21 protein-coding genes and 2 pseudogenes are annotated in these 25,223 nt (G+C 33.6%); 19 read left to right on the forward strand and 4 right to left on the reverse strand.

Annotation, left to right across the window (positions count from 1 at the left end):
- Window positions 1–39 precede the first annotated feature (39 nt).
- The 9 genes and pseudogenes from ACPWTF_RS22710 to ACPWTF_RS22750 all read left to right on the forward strand — a co-directional run bounded on the left by ACPWTF_RS22710 (window position 40) and on the right by ACPWTF_RS22750 (window position 10,489).
- A complete protein-coding gene (locus ACPWTF_RS22710; RefSeq protein ID WP_427873257.1) occupies window positions 40–675 on the forward strand; it encodes an EamA family transporter in 636 nt (211 codons plus the stop codon).
- Window positions 676–736: 61 nt separating this feature from the next.
- On the forward strand, window positions 737–955 hold the full coding sequence (locus ACPWTF_RS22715; protein ID WP_427875780.1) for an EamA family transporter: 219 nt from the start codon (window positions 737–739) through the stop codon (window positions 953–955).
- Between the two features lie 222 nt (window positions 956–1,177).
- Entirely contained in the window at window positions 1,178–2,041 is an 864-nt protein-coding gene (locus ACPWTF_RS22720) for an acyl-CoA dehydrogenase family protein (protein WP_427873258.1), read from the forward strand.
- Complete coding sequence (locus ACPWTF_RS22725; protein WP_427873260.1) at window positions 2,019–3,437, forward strand: acyl-CoA dehydrogenase; 1,419 nt, start codon at window positions 2,019–2,021, stop codon at window positions 3,435–3,437. Before ACPWTF_RS22720 ends, ACPWTF_RS22725 begins: the two co-directional genes overlap by 23 nt.
- A 217-nt stretch (window positions 3,438–3,654) precedes the next feature.
- Window positions 3,655–5,298, forward strand: coding sequence for a DUF6377 domain-containing protein (locus ACPWTF_RS22730; RefSeq protein ID WP_427873261.1), 1,644 nt, complete (start codon window positions 3,655–3,657; stop codon window positions 5,296–5,298).
- A 204-nt stretch (window positions 5,299–5,502) separates the two neighbouring features.
- Window positions 5,503–7,720, forward strand: a pseudogene (locus ACPWTF_RS22735) (glycoside hydrolase family 3 C-terminal domain-containing protein).
- A gap of 204 nt (window positions 7,721–7,924) precedes the next feature.
- The gene (locus ACPWTF_RS22740) at window positions 7,925–8,572 is read left to right on the forward strand and encodes a DUF1349 domain-containing protein (RefSeq protein WP_427873263.1); all 648 of its coding nucleotides are present in this window, start codon (window positions 7,925–7,927) and stop codon (window positions 8,570–8,572) included.
- A 111-nt stretch (window positions 8,573–8,683) separates the two neighbouring features.
- A pseudogene (locus ACPWTF_RS22745) lies at window positions 8,684–9,825 on the forward strand (acyltransferase family protein).
- 154 nt (window positions 9,826–9,979) lie between these two features.
- Window positions 9,980–10,489, forward strand: coding sequence for a hypothetical protein (locus tag ACPWTF_RS22750; RefSeq protein ID WP_427873265.1), 510 nt, complete (start codon window positions 9,980–9,982; stop codon window positions 10,487–10,489).
- Window positions 10,490–10,597: 108 nt separating this feature from the next.
- Here ACPWTF_RS22750 and ACPWTF_RS22755 read toward each other — a convergent pair whose 3' ends face one another.
- A complete protein-coding gene (locus ACPWTF_RS22755) occupies window positions 10,598–11,704 on the reverse strand; it encodes an NADH:flavin oxidoreductase (RefSeq protein WP_427873267.1) in 1,107 nt (368 codons plus the stop codon).
- A 7-nt stretch (window positions 11,705–11,711) separates the two neighbouring features.
- A complete protein-coding gene (locus tag ACPWTF_RS22760; protein WP_091496855.1) occupies window positions 11,712–12,014 on the reverse strand; it encodes an ArsR/SmtB family transcription factor in 303 nt (100 codons plus the stop codon).
- Between the two features lie 370 nt (window positions 12,015–12,384).
- On the opposite strand from ACPWTF_RS22760, the gene ACPWTF_RS22765 reads away from it, so the two are divergent.
- Window positions 12,385–12,879 (forward strand): TlpA family protein disulfide reductase, encoded by a 495-nt coding sequence (locus tag ACPWTF_RS22765; protein WP_427873269.1) that lies wholly within the window; start codon window positions 12,385–12,387, stop codon window positions 12,877–12,879.
- A 144-nt stretch (window positions 12,880–13,023) separates the two neighbouring features.
- Here the strand turns inward: ACPWTF_RS22765 and ACPWTF_RS22770 are convergent, their stop codons facing one another.
- Window positions 13,024–13,404, reverse strand: coding sequence for a hypothetical protein (locus tag ACPWTF_RS22770; RefSeq protein ID WP_095927623.1), 381 nt, complete (start codon window positions 13,402–13,404; stop codon window positions 13,024–13,026).
- 213 nt (window positions 13,405–13,617) lie between these two features.
- Between ACPWTF_RS22770 and galA the strand changes: the two genes are divergently transcribed.
- From galA to ACPWTF_RS22795, 5 genes are all read left to right on the forward strand, one after another.
- Window positions 13,618–16,440: a beta-galactosidase GalA gene (gene galA / locus ACPWTF_RS22775; RefSeq protein ID WP_427873271.1), complete on the forward strand. Its 2,823-nt coding sequence runs from the start codon at window positions 13,618–13,620 to the stop codon at window positions 16,438–16,440.
- A gap of 412 nt (window positions 16,441–16,852) precedes the next feature.
- Window positions 16,853–17,722, forward strand: coding sequence for a helix-turn-helix domain-containing protein (locus ACPWTF_RS22780; RefSeq protein ID WP_427873273.1), 870 nt, complete (start codon window positions 16,853–16,855; stop codon window positions 17,720–17,722).
- A gap of 304 nt (window positions 17,723–18,026) precedes the next feature.
- Entirely contained in the window at window positions 18,027–18,434 is a 408-nt protein-coding gene (locus tag ACPWTF_RS22785) for a cupin domain-containing protein (RefSeq protein WP_095927619.1), read from the forward strand.
- A 220-nt stretch (window positions 18,435–18,654) separates the two neighbouring features.
- Complete coding sequence (locus ACPWTF_RS22790) at window positions 18,655–19,707, forward strand: NAD(P)-dependent alcohol dehydrogenase (RefSeq protein ID WP_427873275.1); 1,053 nt, start codon at window positions 18,655–18,657, stop codon at window positions 19,705–19,707.
- A 235-nt stretch (window positions 19,708–19,942) separates the two neighbouring features.
- The gene (locus tag ACPWTF_RS22795) at window positions 19,943–20,926 is read left to right on the forward strand and encodes an aldo/keto reductase (protein ID WP_427873277.1); all 984 of its coding nucleotides are present in this window, start codon (window positions 19,943–19,945) and stop codon (window positions 20,924–20,926) included.
- A gap of 245 nt (window positions 20,927–21,171) precedes the next feature.
- Here the strand turns inward: ACPWTF_RS22795 and ACPWTF_RS22800 are convergent, their stop codons facing one another.
- Window positions 21,172–21,759 (reverse strand): DUF4142 domain-containing protein, encoded by a 588-nt coding sequence (locus tag ACPWTF_RS22800; protein WP_250835757.1) that lies wholly within the window; start codon window positions 21,757–21,759, stop codon window positions 21,172–21,174.
- Window positions 21,760–21,907: 148 nt separating this feature from the next.
- Here ACPWTF_RS22800 and ACPWTF_RS22805 point away from each other — a divergent pair, with 148 nt between their 5' ends.
- From ACPWTF_RS22805 to ACPWTF_RS22820, 4 genes are all read left to right on the forward strand, one after another.
- The gene (locus tag ACPWTF_RS22805; RefSeq protein WP_427873280.1) at window positions 21,908–22,774 is read left to right on the forward strand and encodes an XAC2610-related protein; all 867 of its coding nucleotides are present in this window, start codon (window positions 21,908–21,910) and stop codon (window positions 22,772–22,774) included.
- Window positions 22,775–22,975: 201 nt separating this feature from the next.
- A complete protein-coding gene (locus ACPWTF_RS22810) occupies window positions 22,976–23,584 on the forward strand; it encodes a hypothetical protein (protein WP_250835759.1) in 609 nt (202 codons plus the stop codon).
- A 240-nt stretch (window positions 23,585–23,824) separates the two neighbouring features.
- Window positions 23,825–24,064 carry a DUF7218 family protein gene (locus ACPWTF_RS22815; protein WP_095927614.1) on the forward strand — a complete coding sequence of 80 codons (240 nt, stop codon included), beginning with the start codon at window positions 23,825–23,827 and terminating at the stop codon, window positions 24,062–24,064.
- Between the two features lie 41 nt (window positions 24,065–24,105).
- The gene (locus ACPWTF_RS22820; protein WP_427873282.1) at window positions 24,106–25,203 is read left to right on the forward strand and encodes a DNA topoisomerase IB; all 1,098 of its coding nucleotides are present in this window, start codon (window positions 24,106–24,108) and stop codon (window positions 25,201–25,203) included.
- Window positions 25,204–25,223 lie beyond the last annotated feature (20 nt).

Below are 25,223 nucleotides of genomic sequence, written 5' to 3' on the forward strand. Positions count from 1 at the left end.
TTGCCAAATCAAAACAGAACAATTTCAAAAAGCAAGTTTGTGAAGACAACAAAATATTATATCGCGGCGATTCCGGCCTTTATTATATGGGGACTTTTTAGTTTGGTTTTAAAGCCAATACACGAATATCCTTCATTAGATATTTTGTTTTTTCGTGTTTTTAGTTGTGCGGGCTTAATGCTTTTAATTGCTTTTTTATTTAAAAGAAAACAAATAAGAGAAACCGTTGAGATTTTTAAAGCTATGCCAAAATCAGAAAAAAGAAAATCGATTCTTCTGAATATTGGCGGAAGCGCATTTTTAATGGCCAATTGGTTTACATTTATATATGTAGTAAATCATGTAAGCGTAAAAGCGGCTTCTCTAGCTTATTTGGTTTGCCCCATTTTAACGACTTTATTGGCTTATTTTATACTGAAAGAAAAACTGCTTAAAACACAATGGCTTTCTGTAGGATTAAGTATTTCAGGATGTATATTGCTTTCTTACAGTGATATAATGGATATGCTGTTCAGTATTATTATTGGTTTAACCTATGCGGCTTATTTGGTAAGTCAGCGTGCCAACAGAGGGTTTGATAAGTTTATTGTTTTAACTTTTCATATAACCTTATCAGCATTATGTTTATTGCCATTTTATCCAAGTTACGGAGTGTCCAGTTCCAACAGAGTTTAAATTCTATTTCTGTATCGAGACAATTGCAATTTTGTTTACAATTATTCCGCTTTTCCTGAATTTGTATGCACTTTCTGGAATCAATTCTTCAACAGTTGGAATGTTATTAAACATCAATCCGATGATTGCATTTGGTTTGGCGGCCTTCTTTTTCAGAGAAAACATTACACCTTTACAAATTACAGCATATGGTATCATTTTTACCGCAGTGTTAGTTTTTAATTCACATCATATTTTTGCGATTAAGCAAAAAATGACCTCAATATCCAAAGGTTCATAAGGGTTAGTTTTCATATTTTTTATTGGTTTAAAATCGAAAATTATAAGAACCTTAACAGGATGTTTAAACAGGAATGAGTATTTTTCATTCCTGTTTTTTTATGCAATAACGCGTAAATAAAAGATAGCCACGAATTCACGAATTATTTTAAAAAAAACTAGATTAAAAAAAATCGTGAATTCGTGGCTAAAAAAAACTATTTCTAAACCGAATACTATTGATATGAAAAATACCAAACTTCAAGCCTTTACTCCGTTGTTTTATTTAGTGTGGTCAGATGATTTATTGACTCAGAAAGAATTTGCAACTTTAAAAGAGTTTATAAATTCGTTAAATGTTTTATCTGAAGAAGAAAAAGAATATCTGCTTTCTAAACTAGATATTTCGAATCCGCCTTCGCGAAATGAACTCACACAATGGAAATTGGATATTGAAACAAGTATTCAGGACAAATCTTCGATCAAGTCGATTTTTGATATTGCAAAAGCGCTTTCAGGAAACGATTTGGATTTAACGCCAATCGAATCAGATTTCAAAAAACTAGAAAATGATTTAGGAATTTTAGGAGAAGAAGCGCTTCAAAACTTCAAAACTAAAGCTGGTTCTTTTACGGCCAATTCTCATACCGACGCAAGTTTTGATATTCAGAAAATCACTCAAATTTTAGATGGAAAAGAAGCGGCTATAATCAAAAGAGTAAAATCGGTGATTTCCAGACCTGAATTTGCTTATGAAACTTCAACAGATATTAATGTTTTCAGACAAACCGTTTACAAATGGTGCAAAATTTTAGCCGATGAAAACCTGGGAAATATGGCATACCCAAAGGAATACGGAGGAGGAGGGAATGTAGAAGATTATTTTGCTATTATGGAAACGTTGAGTTATCATGATTTGAGCTTGGTAATCAAATTTGGTGTTCAGTTTGGACTTTGGGGAATGAGCGTCCAATCGTTAGGAACAGAAAAACATTATGCTAAATATTTAAAAGATATTGGTTCTCTGAAACTTCCAGGTTGTTTTGCCATGACTGAAACACATCACGGATTCGAACGTAAAAGGTTTGGAAACTACAGCAACTTATAACCATAATGATCAGACTTTTACGATTCATACACCCAATAAAAACGCTCAAAAAGAATATATTGGAAACGCAGCTGTTCATGGGCAAATGGCAACTGTTTTTGCTAAATTAATTATTTACGATCATGACTATGGTGTGAATGCTTTTGTGGTGCCGTTGCGAGATCCAAACGGAAATGTGGTAAATGGAGTAACAATTGGCGATTGTGGTCATAAAATGGGATTAAACGGCGTTGATAACGGAACCATCAGTTTTGATAACGTTGTGATTCCGAAAGAAAACATGCTGGATCGTTTTGCTTCTGTAAATGATAAAGGCGAATTCGAAAGTCCTATTCCGAGTGATAACAGACGATTTTTTACCATGTTAGGAACTTTGGTTGGAGGTAGAATTGGGATTCCGCGTTCAGCATTGGCTGCAGCAAAATCTGGACTGACAATTGCCATTCGCTACAGTGACCAAAGAAAACAATTTGAACCAGAAGGAGGTTCTGAGGTTCCAATTTTAAACTACAGAATGCACCAACGCAGGTTATTGCCACATTTGGCTAAAACGTATGCAGTTCATTTTGCATTACAATATTTAACCAACAGATTTTTAAACAGAACTGAAGCCGAAATGCAAGAAATTGAAGCTTTAGCAGCGGGAATGAAATCGTATTCTACTTGGAGTACTAGAGATATTCTGCAAGAATGCAGAGAAGCGTGCGGAGGAAAAGGTTATTTGTCTGAAAACAGAATTGATGCGCTTAAAAACGATACCGAAATTTACACAACTTTTGAAGGAGATAATACTGTATTGATGCAATTAGTGGCTAAAAACCGTTTAGCCGAATTCAGAAAATCATTTGGAGAAATGGGTTCGTTAGGAATTATTAATTATGTGTATGAAAACGCCAAAACGGCTATTTCAGAGAAAAACCCAATAGCGACACGAAGAACAGAAGACGAACATTTGTTAGATGGAGAATTTCATCTTCAGGCATTCGTTCACAGAGAAAAAACAATTTTGGCTTCGGCAGCGCGACGCATCAAGAAATTAATAGACGGCGGATTAGAACCTTACGATGCGTTTAATGTCGTTCAGCACCAAATGATTGATGTAGCTCAGGCCTATTTAGAAAGAATAGTTTTAGAGCAATTTCAACTTGCCATAAAAGCAGTTGAAGATGAATCTTCAAAAGCCATTTTGACGAAACTGAATCAATTATATGCACTTTCGCAAATCGAGAAAAATAAAGCTTGGTATCTGGAAGACGGTTATATGGAAGCAGTTAAAACCAAAGCAGTGCGTAAAATAGTAAATCAGCTTTGTTGGGATATTCGTCCCGATGCTGTGGCTCTTGTAAATGCTTTTGATATTCCAGAAAGCTGTTTAGCGGCGCCGATTGCGCTTTAGATTTTATATAATTTTAGAGGAGCTTTGTCAAAGTTTAGAGCTTTGATAAAGTTCTTCTTTTATAAATTTATTTATAGGATTGATGTTCTGTTTGCTAAATTATTTATATCATAAAGATTGTAATTCTATTTTTGGTTAATTATAACCACTGTTGAAATAATTCATTTTTTATATTTTCGCTTTGTTATATTTGTAATTCCTTTATATTAAAATCGCTTTGAAAAAATATTACTTATTTCTATTTCTTATCCTAAACTTTCCTCTTTTTGCATCGGAAAGTACAGATAGTATTTTAAAAGAATTAAACGAAGCAATTAAAAACAAACAGCATTACGTAAAGATTAAAGAAGAAAGAATTGCGAACTTCAAGAAAATAAAATCTGATAATCTTACGAAAGAGCAGGAGTACAATTATAATAAAACACTGTATTTAGAATATCAGAAATTAAATTCAGATTCTGCTATTCAATATGTAAAAAAGAACCTCAAAATTGCAGAAGAACTTCAGGATAAACAGCTCTTTAATTTAGCGCAATTGCAATTGGTAACGCTCTATTCTTCGTCAGGAAAATATCGTGAATCTGAAGCTCTTTTAAAAAGCATTAATAAAAAAAGTATAGCCACTTCATTACTTCCCAACTATTATATTTCGTATCGAGAGTTTTTTGAACATTATGCGGCCAACAGCTATAGCCCTGAATACAGAAAACAGATTGGAAAATATCGAGATTCATTATTAAGTATTTTAAATCCGAATACATTGGATTATCAAATTAATAGAATCCAGCAAGATATTTTTAGTGATAAGAAATACAACGATCCCAAGAAACAATTATTAGTTTTATTAAATAAAACAAATGAGGAAAGTCCGCAATATGCGATGATTACTTATTTGCTTGGAAAAATTGCCGAAGCTACACATGATTTAGAATCGAGAAAAAAGTATTACGCGCTTTCTGCTACTTCAGATCTTAAAAATGCCAATAAAGACAATGCTTCATTGCAAGAATTGGCATTGGTTTTTTATGAAATTGGCGATGTTGATATGGCTTATAAACTCACACAATCTGCTATTGAAGATGCATTGTACTGCAATGTACAGTTTAGAACTTTATTGATGTCAGAAGTGTATTCTATTATCAATACCGTTTATCAGGAGCGCGAAGCGCAGAGAAAAAGCGAATTACAGATTTATTTACTTTGCATCAGTTTGCTTTCTCTGTTTTTGATCGTTGCGGTTATTTATGTGTATGTACAGATGAAAAAGGTTTCCAGAATTAAATCGGAACTTTTTGAAACCAGTCAGAAATTGGCAGAATTAAACAAAGATATTACCGAAACCAATAGTCAGCTTCAGGAAAGCAACCTGCAATTGTCTGAATCTAATTTGGTTAAAGAAGAATATATTGCGCATTTCTTCAACCTTTGTTCGACTTACATCAATAAATTGGAAAATTATCGCATTATTCTAAACAAAAAAGCAACGGCAAAACAATTCGATGAAATTTATAAAATTCTAAAGTCAACTACTTTGGTTGATAATGAGTTAGAAGAATTGTACAAGAATTTTGATATTATCTTTCTGAATTTATATCCCACATTCGTTAAAGATTTTAATGCTTTATTGATTCCAGAAGAACAGATTGTTTTAAAACAAAATGAATTGCTAAATACAGAACTTCGAATTTTTGCTTTAATCAGACTTGGAATTACTGACAGTGTTAAAATTGCAGCATTTTTACGTTATTCTTTAAGCACAATTTACAACTACCGCACACGAGCTCGAAATAAGGCTGCAGTTTCGCGAAATGATTTCGAAGAAATGGTCATGAAAATTGGTTCGATGGCTTTGAAAGCGTAAATATTTATTTTAAAACCACTACTTTTTTTACTATAGATTTTATTTTAAATATTTGTAAATCAGTTTTTTAATTTTTTAAACCACTACTTTTTTCTATCTAAAAATGTAACTTGTACGATAACGTTTTAGTTTTACAATATGATAGAGAAAGTTTTTATAATAGACTTTATAATATTATCTAACTAATGCTTAATTATTACTGTTATGTTAAAAAACGTTAAAACAATTGTTGTTTTACTTTTACTGAGTTCTGCGGGAATGAATGCTCAGAACAAAGTTCCAGTTTATCTAGACGATAAAAAACCGATTGAAGAGCGTGTAGAAGATGCGCTTAAACGAATGACTACCGAAGAGAAAATTGCCATGATTCATGCGCAATCTAAATTTAGTTCTCCAGGTGTAAAACGTCTTGGAATTCCAGAAAACTGGATGACTGATGGACCAGCACGGAATTCGTACTGAGGTAAAATGGGACGAATGGGATCAGGCAGGATGGACAAACGATTCTTGTATTGCTTTTCCTGCACTTACAGCACTTTCGTCAACTTGGAACAAAGAATTGGCTTCTTTATATGGTAAATCTATTGGAGAAGAGGCACGTTACCGTAACAAAAACGTATTATTAGGGCCAGGTGTAAACATTTACAGAAGCCCATTAAACGGACGTAACTTCGAATATATGGGAGAAGATCCGTTTTTGGCTTCAAAAATGGTTGTTCCTTATATTAAAGGAGTTCAGTCCAATGGAGTTGCTGCCTGCGTAAAGCATTTCGCTTTAAACAATCAAGAAACCAATCGTAACTCGGTTGACGTAATTGTTGACGATCGCGCATTGTACGAAATTTATCTTCCAGCTTTTAAAGCTGCAGTTCAAGAAGGTGATGTTTGGTCGATTATGGGAGCTTACAATAAATACAAAGGTCAGCAATGCTGCCATAACGAATATTTGTTAAACGATATTCTTCGTGGAGAGTGGGGCTTCAAAGGTGTTGTGGTTTCAGATTGGGGTGGTGTTAATGATACCAAACAAGCAATCCACAATGGTTTGGATATGGAATTTGGTTCATGGACAAACGGACTTTCTTGGGGAACAAGTAATGCTTATGACAATTATTACTTAGCAAAACCATATTCCGAAATGATCAGAAAAGGAGAAATTGGAACAAAAGAATTAGACGAAAAAGTACGTCGTGTTCTACGTTTGTCTTTCTTGACCACAATGGATAGAAATCGTCCTTTTGGATCTTTCGGAACAGAAGAACATGCTATTGCTGGACGCAAAATTGCTGAAGAAGGAATTGTTTTATTGCAAAACAACAATAACATTCTTCCAATCAATCTTTCTAAAACCAAAAAGATTGCTGTAATTGGAGAAAATGCTATCAAAATGATGACTGTGGGTGGAGGAAGTTCTTCGCTTAAAGCAAGATATGAAATCACTCCGCTAGAAGGTTTAAAGAAAAGAATCGGAAATCAAGCTGAAATTGTTTATGCAAGAGGTTATGTTGGAGATCCTACAAGCAACTACAATGGCGTTGTAGCTAAAGTAAGTTTAGAAGAAAAACGCCCGCAGGCTGAATTAACGGCAGAAGCTTTAAAAGTTGCTAAAGATGCAGATATTGTTCTTTTTATTGGAGGATTAAATAAAAGTCCAAATCAAGATGATGAAGGACATGATCGTAAAGAATTGAATTTATCTTATGGTCAGGATAAATTAATTAGCGAATTAGCGAAAGTAAACAAAAACATTGTTTTCGTAAATATTTCTGGAAATGCAGTGGCAATGCCTTGGATTAAAGAAGTTCCAGGAATTGTTCAAGGATGGTTTTTAGGAACTGAGGCAGGAAATGCTTTAGCAAATGTTTTGGTGGGAGATGTGAATCCGTCAGGAAAATTATCTTTTACTTTCCCAGTAAAATTAGCGGATAACGGAGCTCACGCTTTAGGCGAATTTCCAGGAGGCGATTCAGTAAAATACAATGAAGGAATTTTTGTAGGTTACCGTTGGGCAGATAAAAACAAAATCAAACCTTTATTCTCTTTTGGACACGGTTTAAGCTACACGACTTTTGCTTACGGAAAAGTAACAGCAGACAAAAAACAAATGAACGCTGGAGATAAAATCACATTTTCTGTTAATGTAAAAAACACAGGAAGCAGAGAAGGTTCTGAAGTAGTGCAATTGTACATCACAGATGTGAAATCTTCATTGCCACGTCCGATAAAAGAATTGAAAGGTTTTGAGAAAGTTGCTCTTAAAGCTGGAGAAGAAAAAACAGTAACGTTTACAATTGATAAAACGGCTTTAAGTTTCTTCGACGATAAAAAACATGACTGGGTTGCAGAACCTGGTGATTTCGAAGCGATTATTGGCGCTTCATCTACAGATATAAAATCTAAAGTGAATTTCTCACTTAAATAAGTTTTTTTATTTCTAAAAATTGGTTGGTTTGTAAAGCTGCAAGTGTAAAAATTTGCAGCTTTGCTTTTGGTTAAAAAAATCACCATTAAGACATTAAGAAATATAAAGAGAAGCTTTATTTTCTTAATATTTAAGCATTAAGATTAGATTCATTAAGTCAAACTTAATTTTCTTAATATCTTAATGGTAAAAAAAAGAAACAATATGAAAAAAATTACGATTGCAATATTGACTTTATTTTTTGCGAAAAATATTTCAGCACAGACACTGAATAAAATGCAATGGTTTAATGAACCTGAAAAATGGGAAATTAAAAACAACGCTTTAATTATGAGTGTGACCGCAAACAGCGATTATTGGAGAATTTCACACTACGGATTTACAGTTGATGATGCACCTTTTTACTTTGGTAATTATGGGGGCGAATTTGAAGCAAAAGTAAAATTGACTGGAAACTACATTGCGCGTTTTGACCAAATGGGGTTAATGATTCGCATTGACGAAAAAAATTATATTAAAACAGGAGTAGAGTTTGTTGATGGAAGATTTAATATAAGCACCGTTGTAACACACGAGAAAAGTGATTGGAGCGTAACAACTTTAGAAAAAGTGCCTCCTTTTATTTGGATTAAAGCCGTTCGACGATTAGATGCTGTCGAAATATTCTATTCTTTTGATGATAAAAATTATATCTTGACTAGAAATGCGCCTTTACAAGACAACACGCCAGTTATGGTTGGTTTAATGGCCGCTTCTCCAGACGGAAAAGGTTTTGAAGCTAACTTCGAAAACTTCACGGTAAAACATTTACCAGATCAGAGAAGAGCGGAATGGCTGAAAAACCACCAGTAGATTAAATTTCAATTTAAAAATTTCAAATTCCAAACTTAATTTTTGAATTTTAAGATTGCAGAAAATCTAAAATCTACAATTAAAACCTAACCTAACTTAAACCAAAAACAAATGAGTTCAATTTCATCTGATATTAAACCAAAAAAACATTACGAAATTCTTGACGGACTGCGTGGCGTTGCGGCTATTTTGGTAGTTGCTTTTCATATTTTTGAAGCTTTCGCAGGCGGAAATCGTTTTGTACAAATTATAAATCACGGATATCTTGCTGTTGATTTCTTTTTCCTTTTATCTGGATTTGTTGTCGCATATGCGTATGATGATCGTTGGGGGAAAATGGGACAATGGGAGTTTTACAAACGCCGATTGATCCGTTTACAGCCAATGGTAATCATGGGGATGATTATTGGGGCCATATTTTACTACTTTCAAGCTTCAGATATATTGTTTCCAATGATTGGAGGTATGGAAGTTTGGAAAGTTATTTTGACGATGGTAATCGGTTTTACTTTATTGCCAATTCCGCCTTCATTAGAAATTAGAGGCTGGGGAGAAATGCATCCTTTAAATGGTCCGGCATGGTCCTTTTTTTCGAATATATTGCAAACATCTTGTACGCCTTAATCTTTCGTAAATTTTCGAATAAAGTAATGTCGGTTTTTGTATTGATATTTGCCGGACTGTTAATTAATTATACTGTTTTTGGACCAAAAGGAGATGTAATCGGCGGCTGGTCATTGAATTGGGAACAAATGAATGTTGGTTTCACTCGTTTATTATACCCGTTTTTTGCTGGAGTTTTATTATGCCGTTTAGGAAAATTAATTCATGTAAAAAATGCTTTTTGGGTTTGCAGCATTTTAATCACAATTGTTTTAGCATTGCCAAGACTTGGAGACGAAAACAGTCTTTGGATCAATGGATTATACGAATCAATCTGTATTATTTTTATTTTCCCAATTATTGTGGCAATTGGAGCAGGAGGAGAAATTAAAAATGAGTTTTCACTTAAGATTTGCAAACTTCTCGGAGATATTTCATACCCAATTTATATTACACATTATCCCTTAATTTATTGGTTTACAGCATGGGTTGTAGACAATAAAGTTTCGATGGAAAATGGCTATTTGGAAGGAATCGGCGTATTAATCGTAAGTATCATTCTAGCTTTTGTATGTTTAAAATTATACGACGAACCAGTTAGAAATTGGCTTGTAAATAAGTTTCAAAAGAAAAAGCCAATAGAGGCATAATGAGTTTTTTAGAGTTTGTAATTTTTGTTAGTTGCAAATGTAGAAAGGGATAAACTTTAATGGTTTGTCCCTTTCTTTTTTAGATTATAAAAGAAAATTTATTAAGTTTAGAATAAAGAATAGTCACAGATTAAATGATTAAAATGATTTTGAAATGTCAAGATTAGATGAAACGCACAAAATGCCCATTTTTCAAAAGGCAGAGCAGATTTTGAAGTTAACGGAAGGTTTAGTTCATATTATCCCAGCTGAGAATGAATTCCTGCAAGAAACAATCGTTCGATTTATGTTGGAGAATGCTATGATTATTCCCGCTAAAATCGCTGGAGCAGAAGCTGGTGACTTGTATGATCTAAGAATGGAAAATGCTGCAATTATTAGAAAAGCGGCAAGAGAATTATATGTGCAAGCAGGAAGTCTTCGTTACGAGGATGGAATTACAGATACTGATTATATTTATCTGTTACGAAATACAATTGAAGAATTTCGCTTTTTATTTATTGATTGGGTGGCGAGTTTTGATGTTTGGAATTATATAAAAGACAGTTGGGGATTATTTAATCCGCCTGGTGTAAATGCACATGATAAAGATCCAGATGAGGATATTCCATTTAATCCAAATGATTTTTTTAATTCGGATGGTGATGACGATGATTTACAATAAAAGAAAAGATAAATATTCTATTTATCCCTTAGTATTTTAGAAAATAAAAAAGGTTCAAAGGAAAAACTCTGTCCCTTTGAACCTTTGTAACTTTGTATCTTAAAAAAATTATTCTAAAACCAATTGCCCTAAAGCTTCTTTAGTAAAGCCTTTTAATTCTTCAGTTTTTCCTGCTTTGATTTTAGCAACCCAATTCGGATCTGATAAAAGAGGTCTTCCAACGGCAACCAAATCAAAATCACCTCTGTCGAAACGTCTGTTTAATTCTTCTAAAGAAGTCGGTTGCGAACTTTCTCCTGCAAATGCACCAAAGAAATCACCAGAAAGTCCAACAGAACCTACTGTGATAGTTGGCGCTCCCGTTACTTTTTTAGCCCATCCAGCAAAGTTTAAATCAGAACCTTCAAATTCTGGTTCCCAGAAACGACGTTGCGAAGCGTGAATAATATCAACACCAGCATCAACAAGAGGAGTAAGCCAAGCTTCTAATTCCTGTGGATTCTTAGCCAGTTTATAATTATAATCAGAAGGTTTAAATTGAGAAAAACGCATAATCACAGCAAAGTCATTTCCAACTTGCTTTCTCACTTCTTTAATTACTTCAATAGCAAAACGATTACGCTCAGGAAGTGTTTTTCCTCCATAAATATCTTCACGCAAATTGGTTTCAGCTCTAAAGAATTGGTCAATTAAATAACCGTGTGCTCCGTGAATTTCAATAGTGTCAAAGCCTAATCTTTTTGCATCAGCAGCAGCTTTTCCAAAAGCAAGAATAGTATCTTCAATATCTTTTTCAGTCATGGCAACACCATTTCTAAAATCAGGACGGTTTAATCCAGACGGACCTTCAAACGGAACTGGCGGAACCCATCCAGAATGATGGTTGTCCATAATTCCCATGTGCCAAATTTGCGGACCCATTTTTCCGCCTGCAGTGTGAACTTCGTCAATCACTTTTTTCCATCCGTTTAAAGCTAAATCGCCATAAAAGTGAGGAACATTAGCATCATTAGAAGAAGATTTTCTGTCAATAACAGTTCCTTCAGATAAAATTAAACCAACTTCGCCTTCAGCTCTTTTTTGGTAGTAAGCTGCGACTTCATCAGTTGGAACTCCGTTAGGAGAGAAAGAGCGCGTCATTGGCGCCATTACGATTCGGTTTTTCAGATTTAATGATTTTAGATTAAATTCTGAAAATAGGTTGTTTGTACTCATAGTAATTTTACAAATTAGATTGAATTAATTTACTGAGTGCTTCAAAGGCACCTTCGTTACGTTTATAATAAGTCCATTGTCCAACACGTTTGGCCTCGATAAAACCAGCGCGCTGTAAAATAGACAGGTATTCGGATACTGTGGATTGTGTCAAACCAGCTTTGGCTTGAATCTGCCCAACGCAGACACCATGCTCAAATCCGGCATGTTCAAGCTGTCCCGGAAAATTGATTTCGGGCTCTTTTAACCATTCCAGCATTTGCAATCTGGATTTGTTCGATAATGCTTTAAAAATTTCTATCGTTTCCATGATACAAATATATCGACTTTTCCCGATATACGGATTTGCAGAAAAATATTTAGGATAATTTTATGATTGGGGAGGACAAATGAAGAAGATTTTAATAAAGAAAATTTATATTTGCTAATGTATTAATCTCGCAAAGTCGCAGAGTCGCAATGGTATTTTTTGAATTGCCTCCAGCTTTAGCTGGAGGTAATAAGGAGGTTATAAAAAAGGCTTTAGCCAAAAATATAGATTTGGCTAAAGCCTTGTGAGTTTGTATTTATGAACCTCCAACTAAAGCTGGAGGCAATTCAATTGCTATAACTAAAAATTTTGCGACTCTGCGACTTTGCGAGATTAAAACGATCCTCGAATAAACAAAACTTAATCTATTATGAAAAAAACTTTACTTATCGTAGCATTTTTATGTTGTGTAATTACCAGTTCTAAAGCTCAAGTTGTAGGCGTAGATGTTGGAGATATTGCTCCAGAAATTGATCTTCCGGATACAAAAGGAGAGAAAGTTGCACTTTCTTCTTTAAGAGGAACTTTAGTTTTAGTAGACTTTTGGGCTTCTTGGTGCGGACCTTGCATTAAAGAGCAGCCTCTATTAATAAAATTGCACAATGCGTATCCAGACAAACTATCAATTTACGGAGTTTCTATGGATACCAAAAAGCCATTATGGACAGGAGCTATCGCAAAAGCAAAACTGCCTTGGACAAATGTGAGTGATTTAAAATACTGGCAATCTCCAGTTATTGGAGATTATATGCTACAATCTATTCCATTGAATTTTTTAATTGATAAAAACGGAATTATTTTAGCAAAAAACATTCACGGAACAGCTTTAGAGGCTAAAATTAAAGAGCTTTTAGAGGTTCAGTAAGATTTTCTTTAACCGGAAAGAGCGCTAAGGTTTACGCAAGGTTCGCAAAGTTTTTAAATTCTTAGCGTGCTTAGCGTAAACCTTAGCGCTCTTTGCGGTTAAAAACAAAAAAGCCCAATCGATAATATATTGGGCTTTTAATTTCTAAGACTCTTTAATCACTTTTTTTACACCTCCAAAACTCGTTTTCAGCATTTCTCTTATTTGAAACTGCGTTTTGTTTCCCGATGCGCTTTTCCAATCTTTGAGATCAAAAATATGAATTTGATCTGCGTAAGGATTTGTTAAGAATGAAATTCTTGAAATGGTATATTTATAGTATTTCAGTTCGTGAGAAACATGTCGATTGGGAACCACAATTAATATATTTTCCCAGTTCAAAAAGTCCTTCGGAACGTCTTTTCTTTCTAATAATCCTAAAGATTCAAAAAAAGCTACAATCTTTTGATCATTAAGTTTATTAATCTTATGATCAAGGTTTTTGAAAGTCGTTTGGAGTCTATTTTCATTCATAATAGTACTCATAGTAGAATTGCTTTTTAAGATTTCAATATAAAATTACATTAAAAGAAAATAATTTTTGAATCTGAAGCCATTAGATTCATTCTAAATTTTGAAAGTCTATTCTAGAAACATTTGTTATGAATGAGTTATCATATTTTGATAAAATACTATTAATGTTTCTTCTCTAAAAACTTTATTTTTATCGCTATCTGATTTTACTAACAAACCAAACTTATGAAAACCACTTTCGTCCAAAAAACAATTTTCTGTTTTTTTCTTCTATGTTCATTCCATTTACTAGCACAAAATAGATCAGGGAGAGCGCTTGTTTTAATCGATAAAGATTGGAGCTTTTCATTTGGTCATCAATACGATACCAAAAGAGATTTCGGTCATGCAGAAGGTTATTTTTCGTATTTAACCAAAACAGGATTTGGCGATGGGCCAGCAGCTTCTGGATTTGATGATCGTGCTTGGAGAAGATTGGATTTGCCGCATGACTGGGCAGTTGAACAATCTTTTAGCGAAAATGCCAGTTTCAGCCACGGATTCAAATCAGCAGGCAAAAATTTCCCAGAGAAAAGTATTGGCTGGTACCGAAAAAAAATAAATATTCCGAATGAAGATTTAGGGAAAATTATTTCTCTGAAATTTGATGGTGTTTTTAGAAATTCAAAAGTCTTTTTTAACGGATTTTATTTAGGAACCGAAGAAAGCGGTTATAATGGTTTTGAATATGATGTGTCGGCTTATGTTAATTATGGAGGAGAAAATACAATTGTAGTGCGTGTAGATGCTTCGATGGAAGAAGGCTGGTTTTATGAAGGTGCCGGAATTTATAGACATGTTTATCTTCAGAAAACAAATCCACTTCATGTGAAGCAAAATGGAACTTATGTTACATCAGAAATTTCAAAGGATAATGCTTTAATTACTGCAGAAGTTAAATTGGAAAACAAAGGTCATTTTAAAGGTAATGTAGAAATAAATCAAATTATTTTGGACGCTTCTGGAAAACAGGTTGCTACAAATTCTGAAAATGTTGCAGCTCCAGAGTTTTATAAAACAAATGCTTATTCATCAAAATTGAATGTCAAAAATCCGCTTTTGTGGGATATTGATTCGCCTAATTTATATCAGTTAATTACTGAAATAAAAAAGGATGGAGAAGTAATTGACAGCTATAAAACCTCTTTTGGAATTAGAACGATTGAATTTAATCCAGAAAATGGTTTTTTCCTTAACGGAAAACAGGTAAAACTGAAAGGAACAAACAATCATCAGGATCACGCGGGAATTGGAACAGCACTTCCAGATGAAATTCAGTATTATAGAATTGCAAAACTGAAAGCAATGGGTTCGAATGCTTATCGCTGTTCACATCATCCGCCAACGCCTGAATTGCTGGATGCTTGCGATAAATTAGGAATGCTGGTTATTGACGAAACTCGTTTAATGGGAATCAATGAGTATCATTTGAATGATTTACAGCGAATGATGGAGCGTGACCGAAATCATCCGAGTATTTTCTGCTGGTCAGTTGGAAATGAAGAATGGCAGATTGAGGGAGGAATTACGGGTGAAAGAATTACCAATATCATGCAGGATTTTAGTAAAAGTATCGATCCAACAAGACCTGTTACAGTAGGAATCAGCAGCGGATTTAAAAGCGGAATCTCTTCTGTTGTAGAAATTATGGGATATAATTATCTCGGAAACGGAGATATTGATGCGCATAGAAATCAGTTTAAACAACAGCCAGGAATGGGAACCGAGGAAGGTTCGACTTTTGCAACTCGAGGCATTTATTTTACAGATGATGCCAAGCATTATCAAAGTGCTTATGATAAAAAGCCTCGACCAACTTTTTATAGTATAGAAGAAGGCTGGAAGTTTTATGCTGAACGACCTTATTTGGCAGGAATGTTTATCTGGACAGGTTTTGATTACCGCGGAGAGCCAACGCCTTATGGCTGGCCATCGGTAACTTCCTATTTCGGAATGATGGATGTTTGCGGTTTCCCGAAAGACAATGTTTTCTATTTGAAATCTTGGTGGGGAAAAGAACCCGTTTTGCATGTATTGCCACATTGGAATTGGAGTGGAATGGAAGGCAAAGAAATTGATGTTTGGGCGTATTCCAATTGTGATGAGGTAGAGCTTTTCCTTAACAAAAAGAGCTTAGGTAAAAAGAAAATGGAGCAAAATAGCCATTTAGAATGGAAAGTAAAGTATACTCCAGGAACTTTGGAAGCTGTTGGATATAAATACGGTAAAAAAATACTTTCTGATGTTCAGAAAACCACTGGAAAAGCAGAAAATATTAAACTTTCTTTAGATAAAGAAAATGTATTGAAAGGAAATGTTTCTGTTTTAACGGTTGAAACTACAGATAAAAATGGCTTGCACGTTCCGACAGCAAACGATGAAATTATGTTTTCGATCAAAGGCGGTAGAATTTTAGGAGTAGGAAACGGAGATCCAACTTCATTAGAAAGCGATCAATTTATTGATAATATTGCTTTGGTTGCTATAAGTAATTTTATGGAGCAAAAAGCAACAACTGCCTCTCTGCCTCAGGAATTGTCTAATTATTCAGAAAACCAGTGGATAGAAGCATTTAAAGATCGTGATTATAAAAAGCAAGCGCCATCTTATATTTATAAAGGAGAATTTGATTTGAAGAACAACTCCGCTTCAAATGTTGTGAGTTTCTTTTACAAAAAAATAGGAGTTGAAACTGTGGTTTTCGTGAACGGAAATAAAGTTGAGCCAAGTAAAGAAGATTCTCAAAAATATGTTTTGAATTCGGCTATTTTAAAAGAAGGAAAAAACACCATTCACATTGCAGCAACGCCTTTACAAAAAGTAAAAGATTGGGATGTTATGAATACAAATCCAGGAATTATTCAAGTAATTACACCAGCAGAATCTTGGAAGAGAAAGCTTTTTAATGGCTATGCTCAAATTATCATTCAAAAAGAAGAAAACGCCAAAGAAGTGGTTTTATCTGCTTCTGGGAAAGGATTAAAGAATGGTGTGATTGTGGTGAAGTAGTTTTTTTAACTGCAAGGCACGCTAAGATTTACGCAAAGGACGCTAAAAAAAATAAAATCTCGCAAAGACGCTAAGGCGCAAAGTTTTCCTTTTTAATTTGAATGTATGAATTGCATCTAGCTTTAGCTGGATGTAAAAATAATATAGTTAAAAAAGGCTTTAGCCAAACTATTCGCAGTTTGGCTAAAGCCTTTTTCGACTTAACTCTTTAAACCTCCAGCTAAAGCTGGAGGCAATTAAAAGAAAACTTTGCGCCTTAGCGTCTTTGCGAGCATTTCTATCTCAAAAAAAAACTTAGCGAACCTTGCGTAATTCTTCGCGCTCTTCGCGTTTAATTCCAAAAACCTGAAACCTGAAACCTGAAACAAAAAATTAACAAAAGAATAATGTTTGATTTTCATAACTTTGCAAAATGAATAATCAAACAGAAATACAGAATTGCGATTTCACTTCAGATTTGAAGATGAAAGGTTTTAAAGTTTATCCTATAAATGGAGATTTCAGTAAAGTTCCCGTTTATAGCCGAAGAGACTTTTATAAAATCTGTATTAATACCAGTAAAAGCATCATACAATACGCCGACCGGGGAATAGAAACCGACGGAACGATTCTGTTTTTCGGGAATCCGATTATTCCATATTCTTGGGAAACTATTTCTGAGAAATTCGAAGGTTATGCCTGCGTTTTTACCGAAGAATTTTTTAAAACCAAAGACCGTTCTGAAACACTTCAGGAATCGCCTTTGTTTAAAATAGGAGGAACTCCAATTTTTACTTTAACTCCTGAACAAAAGGTGTTTATCGATTCATTATTCCAAAAAATGATCGAAGAATACGAAACCGATTATGCTTTCAAAGACGATTTAATGCGCAGTTATGTCAATTTGATTATTCATGAATCAATGAAAATGCAACCTTCAGAGAACTTCTTTAAACATAAAAATGCTTCTTCGAGAATTACTTCTTTGTTTTTAGAATTATTAGAAAGACAATTTCCAATAGAAACCAAAGATCAGCCTTTAGCTTTAAAAACACCACAAGATTACGCGCAGAGCCTTTCTGTTCACGTAAATCATTTAAATCGTTCCGTAAAAGAAGTTACAGGAAGACCAACTACAGCGCACATTACAGAAAGAGTCATTAACGAAGCAAAAGCTCTATTGCAGCACACAGACTGGAGTATTTCTGATATTGGTTATTCGCTTGGATTTGAATATCCGAGTTATTTCAATAATTATTTTAAAAGACTTACAGGAACGGTTCCGAAATCGCTTCGAATGTAAATTGTTTCAATTTCTTAATTTTTTGTTTGAATATTGTTATTTCGGCATTATAGTATTGCACTACATTTGCCCTGAAATAAACAACGAATCTTTGTATCAGTTTTTTTAATGACTAAATAACACTTCACAAAAGCATGCTCAGCTTTGCATTTAGTTTTAAATTTTGATAATAGAAAAATATAAATTTTTTAAAGTATTAAAATTAAAATCTCCTTCTAACAAGAGATTCGATGTACTGATTATTTCATTCAAATAAGCTTATAAGAATTTTAAAATTAATTATTAACCTAAAAACAACGAAATTATGTCGACACATTTCACTGCCGTAACCGAAGAAGGTAAAATTCCAAATACTTATATGACAGGCGAAGTGTCATATAAAAAGCAGACAAGCGAAATTCATCCTGAAAATACTGTTATCAAAGATATTTCTTTTGAACCCGGAGCAAGAAGTAATTGGCACAGTAACGCTAGCCTGCAGTTGATCATTGTAACAGATGGAGTTGGCTATTACCAAGAAAGAGGCGGACAAATTAATCTTATCGAAAAAGGCAAAGTAATCACGGTTTTACCTGGAATTGAGCATTGGTACGGAGCAACACCAACGACAAAATATTCTCATATTACCATTGTAACAGAAATAGATAAAGGTCATGGAACTTGGCTGGAAAGCGTTACTGATGAAGAATATTATTCTTTTGAAAGATGCTAGATTGTAAGATGCTAAGATTCTGAGATTCTGAGATTCTGAGATTCTAAGTTTTTTTTACGCAGATTTTACTGATTTATAACAGATTATATTTTTTGATTAGCTAAAAATAATCGAAATTTATATAACTATTTGTAAATCAATATGATTTGGTAGACTCTCTATGCCTTTTTTCAACAGTTTTTAAAACCTGAAACCTGAAACAAAAAACAACAAATAAATTATGGAAACAAAAAACATTAAAGCCTTTGGTACCGAAGCTGCCGAAGCACCGTTAAAGACCCTAGATATTCATAGAAGAGCAGTACAGGCACACGATGTAGAAATCGAAATTTTGTATTGCGGAATCTGTCATTCAGATTTACACTCAGCTAGAAATGAATGGCATGGCACAATTTATCCAATTGTTCCTGGACATGAAATTGTAGGTCGTGTAACAAAAGTTGGAGATCACGTAAAAGGTTTTAAAGTTGGCGATTTGGCAGGAGTGGGATGTTTGGTTGATTCTTGTAGAGAATGTGAACACTGTAAAAATGATTTAGAGCAATTTTGTGATGAAGGAAATATTCAAACATTTAATTCGCCTGACAAACACTTAGGAGGACAAACTTATGGAGGTTACTCTCAAAGTATTGTAGTTGATGAGAGCTTTGTACTGCATATTTCAGATAAACTAGAACTTTCTGCTGTTGCACCATTATTGTGTGCAGGAATTACGACTTATTCACCATTAAAACATTGGAAAGTTGGTCGTGGTCAAAAAGTTGGAATTGTAGGTATTGGCGGTCTTGGCCATATGGGAATAAAAATAGCAAAAGCTATGGGTGCTCATGTAGTGGTTTTTACTACATCTTTATCTAAAACAGAAGACGCAAAACGTCTTGGAGCAGATGAGGTTGTATTGTCTACAGATGAAGCGCAGATGGCAGCACACGCTAGAAGTTTAAACTTCATTTTAGATTGCGTTTCTGCAGAACACAGTATTGATTCGTATTTAAATTTATTGAAAGTAGATGGAACATTAACTTTAGTTGGAGCGCCAATGGATCCGCTTCCTGTAACTTCTTTCAGTCTTATTTTAGGAAGAAGAAGTTTCTCAGGATCTCTAATAGGGGGAATCGCTGAAACTCAGGAAATGTTAGACTTCTGTGCCGAACATAATATCACATCAGACGTAGAAGTAATCGGTGTGAATGATGTTAATGATGCCTACGAAAGATTACTAAAAGGAGATGTTAAATACCGTTTTGTAATTGATATGGAGTCACTTAAATAAGATACTAAGTTGCTAAGGTTCTAAGATGCTAAGTTTTCTCTTTAGTGCTTAGAATCTTGGTTAATTTAGATAGTGATAAAACAGGATGCAGAGATTTAGCTCAAAATAAAGAAAATTTAGAACCTTAGTATCTCAGCATCACAGAAACTTTAAAAAAGTAACCGAGATTTAAAGACAAAGTAAAGAAAACTTAGAACCTTAGCGTCTCAGCATCTTAGAAACTTTAAAAAAAAACATGCAAACACGTAAACTAGGAAATAGCAGCTTAGAAGTCTCCACGTTGGGACTGGGCTGCATGGGAATGAGTTTTGGCTACGGGCCAGCCCATGATAAAAAAGAAATGATAAGTTTATTACGCTCTGCTTACGAAAAAGGAATTACCTTTTTTGATACGGCAGAATGTTACGGACCATTTTTGAACGAAGAGTTATTGGGAGAGGCATTATCGCCTTTTCGCGATAAAGTTATAATTGCCACAAAATTTGGTTTTTTGGAAGGCGATTCTAAAAAAGGGTTAGACAGCCGTCCAGAATGGATTAGAAAAAGCATTGAAGGTTCCTTAAAAAGATTAAACACCGAGGTAATCGATTTGTATTACCAGCATCGTGTTGATCCAAATGTTCCCATGGAAGACGTTGCAGGAACTATAAAGGATTTGATTCAGGAAGGAAAAGTAAAACATTTTGGACTTTCAGAAGCAGGCGTAGAAAGTATTCGACGTGCACATGCGGTTCAGCCTGTAACAGCACTTCAAAGTGAGTATTCTCTTTGGTGGAGAACTCCAGAAGAAGAAATTTTTCCGCTATTAGAAGAATTAGGAATTGGTTTCGTGCCATTTAGTCCGCTAGGAAGAGGTTTTCTAACGGCTAAAATTGATGAAAACACGCAATTTGATAGTACAGATTTTAGAAATACACTTCCGCGTTTCACACCAGAAGCCCGAAAAGTAAATCAAGCTTTGGTAGATTTATTATCTAAAATTGCTTCTGATAAAGGAGCAACAAACGCACAAGTAGCGCTTGCATGGATTTTGGCTCAAAAACTTTGGATTGCACCAATTCCAGGAACAACCAAACTGCATCGTTTGGAAGAAAACCTTGGCGCAACAGATTTAGTGCTCTCAGCCCAAGATCTAGCAGAAATCGAACATGCAGCTTCAAAAATAACAATTGAAGGATCAAGATACCCAGAACATCTGCAGAAGATAGCTGGAAAGTAAGTTTCTGAGATGCTAAGATTCTAAGTTTCTGAGATTCTGAGATTCTAAGATTCTAAGATGCTAAGTTACTAAGCAACTAACAGAAAACTTAGTATCTCAGAAACTTAGCATCTTAGAATCTAAAAAAAAAACAAACCCCTCAAGCAATTCAACTCTTGAGGGGTTTTTTTAGCAAAGATTTGAGGTTCTTAGATAATTTAACTTAGAATCTCAGGACCTTAGAATCTTAGCGTCTTAACTCATTTTTACTTTTTGTCTAGGTTTTGTTTTAGCAATTTAGCGTGCTCTAAATGCGCTGTTAAACCTGCAATATTGTTAGAAGCCCAAGTTTTTACATCTTGGTCAACGGCATCTTTTGTTGCATCTTGAAGTTTTTTGATCGCTTTTTCGTGACCATCAATCATCATGTCTGCAAATTTTTTATCGAAATCAACTCCCGTTTTTTCGTTTAGTTTATTGTATTCCTCTTGACCTTCTTCAGTTAGAGAAGTTGGTAGAGTAAAGTTTTTCGCCTTTGCTAAAGCACTCACTTCAGAAGCCGATTTAGTGTGCTCATCAACAAGCATTTTACCAAATTTTTTCACTTCAGGGTTTGTACTTTTTGTTTGTGCCAGTTTACCGATTTCGATTTCAGCTAAATTAATTTCAGCTTGATCTACTAAAAATTCAGAATCATCTTCTTTGCTGTCAATAGAATCAAATTTCGCTTCATTTGCATCTTCTGCAACTTCTTTTGGATCTTCTTGTTTAGTTTCGTTTTTGCAAGATTGAAGGAATAATATAATAAGTCCTGCTCCTAAAATGGCTTTTCCGGCTAATAATAACTTTTTCATGATTTTAATAGTTTAAATGTTATGATGTAAAATTATTAAGAACATACAGGAATGTCTTACAGGATTTTGAGAGATTGTTATAGGATTTGGATGCTTTTATATAATTAGAAAATGTATGTTTGTATATTAAGAAGTAAAAAGATTATTCATGAAACAAAAAATTACAATTCTATTTCTTTTAGCTACAGCTTTTGTATCAGCTCAAATCAGTTATAAAGGTTTTATTGATAAATACCCAATCGAGTTTGTAACCGATATCTATTCTGATGGACAAGGAACGGCAATTTATGCTTATTCCAATTATGACACTCCAATTGTCTTAAATGCTAAATTAAATGGCAAAACTTTAGTATTTACAGAAAAAGATAAAAATGATAAAGAAACCGCGAAATTGAGTTTTGAAAATTATAGTTCTGAAAGTGATCAATTAAATGGAATTTGGAAAGATTTAAATTCCGGAAAAGAACTTAAAATCAGTCTGATAAAAGAGTTTGACCTTAATTATAATAATGGAGAAGAATGGACAGAAAGAGAAATTCTACAACCCGTTTCTTTAAAAGACAAATATTTTAAATTGGTTATTTTGAAAGAAAAAGGTTCATCTACGGTTTCTGGAATAAAAATTATTGAAAAAAAGACCGATAAATTAATTCAGAAGGTTGATATAGAATGCCAACTTTGGGGATTGCATAATATAAATGTAGGCGATTATAATTTTGATGGATTTGAAGAGTTTTCTGTTTTCGAATCTAGTTATGCAGGTCCAAATACTTCAAGAATATATTTTCTTTATAATCCAAAAACAGGAAAATATTTTGAAAGCGGTTTTAGCGGAACTTCTTTAGAATTTGACAACAAAACAAAAAGAATTTACGAGCATAATCAGTGTTGCGCTGGAAGAAGCGTAGAAAGAACTGAATATAAAGTGGTCAATAATAAAATGGTTTTGATTAAAAAGACCTGTATGGAATATGACGATAAAACACAGGATTACAAAAAGATTAAATGTGATTAATTATTTTATAATATTATAAAAATGAAGTTATTAAGAACATATAATGGGGGCTTACAGGATTTTTAGAGATTGTTGTAGGATTAAGGTTTACTTAAAAAATCATAATTTTAAATAATTATAAGAAGGAGATTGATTTATTAAAAATTATATATTTGAACCTAAAAAAAAAATAATATCAAAAACTTTAAAATCAACTATTTTATGATTCGAAATTTATTCTTGTCAATATTTACTTTTTTATGTGTTGTAACATTTTCAAAACTAACGGCTCAGCAATTAACTTTTATTCCAAATAAAACAGATAAAGGACTAATCTTCGGATCAATTACATTTCCAAAAGAAAAAGCACATTTTAATGAGTATTTTATTCAGATTAGTTATAAAGCTGCAGATGAAAAAACTGCAAGAAAAAATTTTAAAGAAGTTCATATTAGTCCAGCTCAAATTTTTAAAATGAGACACAAGGGAGAGTTAGATAATGGACTTACTTATCTTTTTGCAATTGAAAGACCAGAAGGAGAAAATGAAATAACTGGAATTCGACTTTTTTCTAATAGTGGTTTTGCAATACTTCAAAAAAATAGTGGATTGGGAGGTTTTTCGATTCCCTTTAAAGTAAATAAAGGTGAGATTTTATATATTGGGAATATATTATTTAATGAATATGCTGAAAAAGGTGAGGTGGCTGTTAGCTATCAAAATAACTTTGAAAAAGATTTGGCAGGTATAAAAAATGTGCAAAAATATGTCTATTGGGATGGAGCAAAAGAAGATCAGTCAATAAAAATATCTTATAAAAAAGAAGATTAATATCCTTAAATTTTTAAAATAATCAAAATCCCAACTCCAAAAGAGTTGGGATTTTTTTTTTCATTTCACATTCCACATTTCACATTTCATAAAAAAAAAAGAAAATTTACATTTCCACTTTCACAATTCCCATCCCACAAAAATGAAATTTCCTGCAAAAATTGTATAACAGAATGATCTTACTTTTTGAAGAACTTTGACTTATCAGATTTTTAGAAATAATATTAAAAAATTAAAGTCATGCCAAATCCAAGAATTAAGAATGAAGAGCAATATGAAGCATTGGTAAAAAAAGGATACAGCAAAGAAAAATCGGCTCGTATTGCCAATACTCCAGATGCGGGGAAGAAAGGTGGAAAAGCTAAACCGTATGACGAATGGACAAAAGAGGAACTTCTGAAACAAGCCAGTAAAGTTGGCATAAAAGGAAGATCTTATATGAATAAAAAAGCCTTGATTGAGTCTTTAAGAAATAACTAAAATTTAAAACAAAACATTAATGCGATAAAAATAGCAATATCATGAACGCCACAGCCAAAAAAGAAATCTTAATGAATCAGCTGATAAAAGCACCACATTTAGTAATTGAAAAACTAGATTTGGAATACATCAATGATTATCAATTGACAATTGTACGCTGTCGCGAAGGAGAAAATTTCGTTTATAAAAAGAACGGAAAGAATGTAAAAAGCAAACATGAAATTAAACGCATTAATAGTCTGGTACTTCCGCCAGCTTGGGAAAATGTTCGTATTACCGATATTACAAATGGACATTTACAAGCCGTAGGAACTGATCTTAAAAATAGAAAACAATATCGTTATCATCCAAAATGGAATTTGATTCGAAATCAGACCAAGTTTTATAAAATTGCTGAATTTGGATTTAAACTTCCAGCAATTAGAAAGCAAGTTGATCTAGATCTGGAACAGAAGGAATGGTCTAAAGAAAAAGTAACAGCTTTGGTTATTCGATTAATGGAAGAAACACATATTCGAATCGGAAATGAGAAATATGCCAAAGACAACAAATCGTACGGACTTTCAACTCTTAGAAAACGTCATATTAATATCAATAAAAATTCGCTCCGATTTGAATTTGTTGGCAAAAAAGGGAAACAGCATACCATTACGACCCGAAACAGACAATTAATCAAACTGGTGAGCCGTTGCGAAGAAATTCCAGGCTGGGAAGTTTTTAAATATTACGATAAAAACGGAGAGAAAAAAGTACTGGACAGTCATATGGTCAATGAATATTTGCATAATATATCGGGAGAATATTTTAGCGCAAAAGATTTTAGAACTTGGGCAGCCTCTATTATTTTCTTTGAAAGCCTAATGGAAATAGGAGTGACTTCAGATGAAAAAGAAATCAAGCAGAATATTATAACTGCTTTTGATCTGACAGCCGAAGCGCTCGGAAACACCAGAAAAGTATGCAAAGATTATTACGTTCATCCGCTTTTGATTTCGACTTATGAAGATGGCTCTATTCAGGAGTATTTTGATAAGGTCAAAAAAAGCAGAAGCACGAAAAAATATTTTACAAAAACAGAAAGTGCATTCTCGGAATTGATTCAGAATTATGAGATCAATCTAGAAGCATCATGTCAATAAAAAGAGTTGGAGCATCTCTC

The organism is Flavobacterium sp. MMS24-S5 (genome assembly GCF_050320125.1).
Classification (GTDB): domain Bacteria; phylum Bacteroidota; class Bacteroidia; order Flavobacteriales; family Flavobacteriaceae; genus Flavobacterium; species Flavobacterium tyrosinilyticum.

Excerpts from the sequence above, each read along its gene's own strand:
- ACPWTF_RS22720 (WP_427873258.1), top strand. The coding sequence starts at position 1,178 with ATGAAAAATACCAAACTTCAAGCCTTTACTCCGTTGTTTTATTTAGTG.
- ACPWTF_RS22740 (WP_427873263.1), top strand. The coding sequence starts at position 7,925 with ATGAAAAAAATTACGATTGCAATATTGACTTTATTTTTTGCGAAAAAT.
- ACPWTF_RS22750 (WP_427873265.1), top strand. The coding sequence starts at position 9,980 with ATGTCAAGATTAGATGAAACGCACAAAATGCCCATTTTTCAAAAGGCA.
- ACPWTF_RS22755 (WP_427873267.1), bottom strand. The coding sequence starts at position 11,704 with ATGAGTACAAACAACCTATTTTCAGAATTTAATCTAAAATCATTAAAT.
- ACPWTF_RS22760 (WP_091496855.1), bottom strand. The coding sequence starts at position 12,014 with ATGGAAACGATAGAAATTTTTAAAGCATTATCGAACAAATCCAGATTG.
- ACPWTF_RS22765 (WP_427873269.1), top strand. The coding sequence starts at position 12,385 with ATGAAAAAAACTTTACTTATCGTAGCATTTTTATGTTGTGTAATTACC.
- ACPWTF_RS22770 (WP_095927623.1), bottom strand. The coding sequence starts at position 13,404 with ATGAGTACTATTATGAATGAAAATAGACTCCAAACGACTTTCAAAAAC.
- galA (WP_427873271.1), top strand. The coding sequence starts at position 13,618 with ATGAAAACCACTTTCGTCCAAAAAACAATTTTCTGTTTTTTTCTTCTA.
- ACPWTF_RS22780 (WP_427873273.1), top strand. The coding sequence starts at position 16,853 with ATGAATAATCAAACAGAAATACAGAATTGCGATTTCACTTCAGATTTG.
- ACPWTF_RS22785 (WP_095927619.1), top strand. The coding sequence starts at position 18,027 with ATGTCGACACATTTCACTGCCGTAACCGAAGAAGGTAAAATTCCAAAT.
- ACPWTF_RS22790 (WP_427873275.1), top strand. The coding sequence starts at position 18,655 with ATGGAAACAAAAAACATTAAAGCCTTTGGTACCGAAGCTGCCGAAGCA.
- ACPWTF_RS22795 (WP_427873277.1), top strand. The coding sequence starts at position 19,943 with ATGCAAACACGTAAACTAGGAAATAGCAGCTTAGAAGTCTCCACGTTG.
- ACPWTF_RS22800 (WP_250835757.1), bottom strand. The coding sequence starts at position 21,759 with ATGAAAAAGTTATTATTAGCCGGAAAAGCCATTTTAGGAGCAGGACTT.
- ACPWTF_RS22805 (WP_427873280.1), top strand. The coding sequence starts at position 21,908 with ATGAAACAAAAAATTACAATTCTATTTCTTTTAGCTACAGCTTTTGTA.
- ACPWTF_RS22810 (WP_250835759.1), top strand. The coding sequence starts at position 22,976 with ATGATTCGAAATTTATTCTTGTCAATATTTACTTTTTTATGTGTTGTA.
- ACPWTF_RS22815 (WP_095927614.1), top strand. The coding sequence starts at position 23,825 with ATGCCAAATCCAAGAATTAAGAATGAAGAGCAATATGAAGCATTGGTA.
- ACPWTF_RS22820 (WP_427873282.1), top strand. The coding sequence starts at position 24,106 with ATGAACGCCACAGCCAAAAAAGAAATCTTAATGAATCAGCTGATAAAA.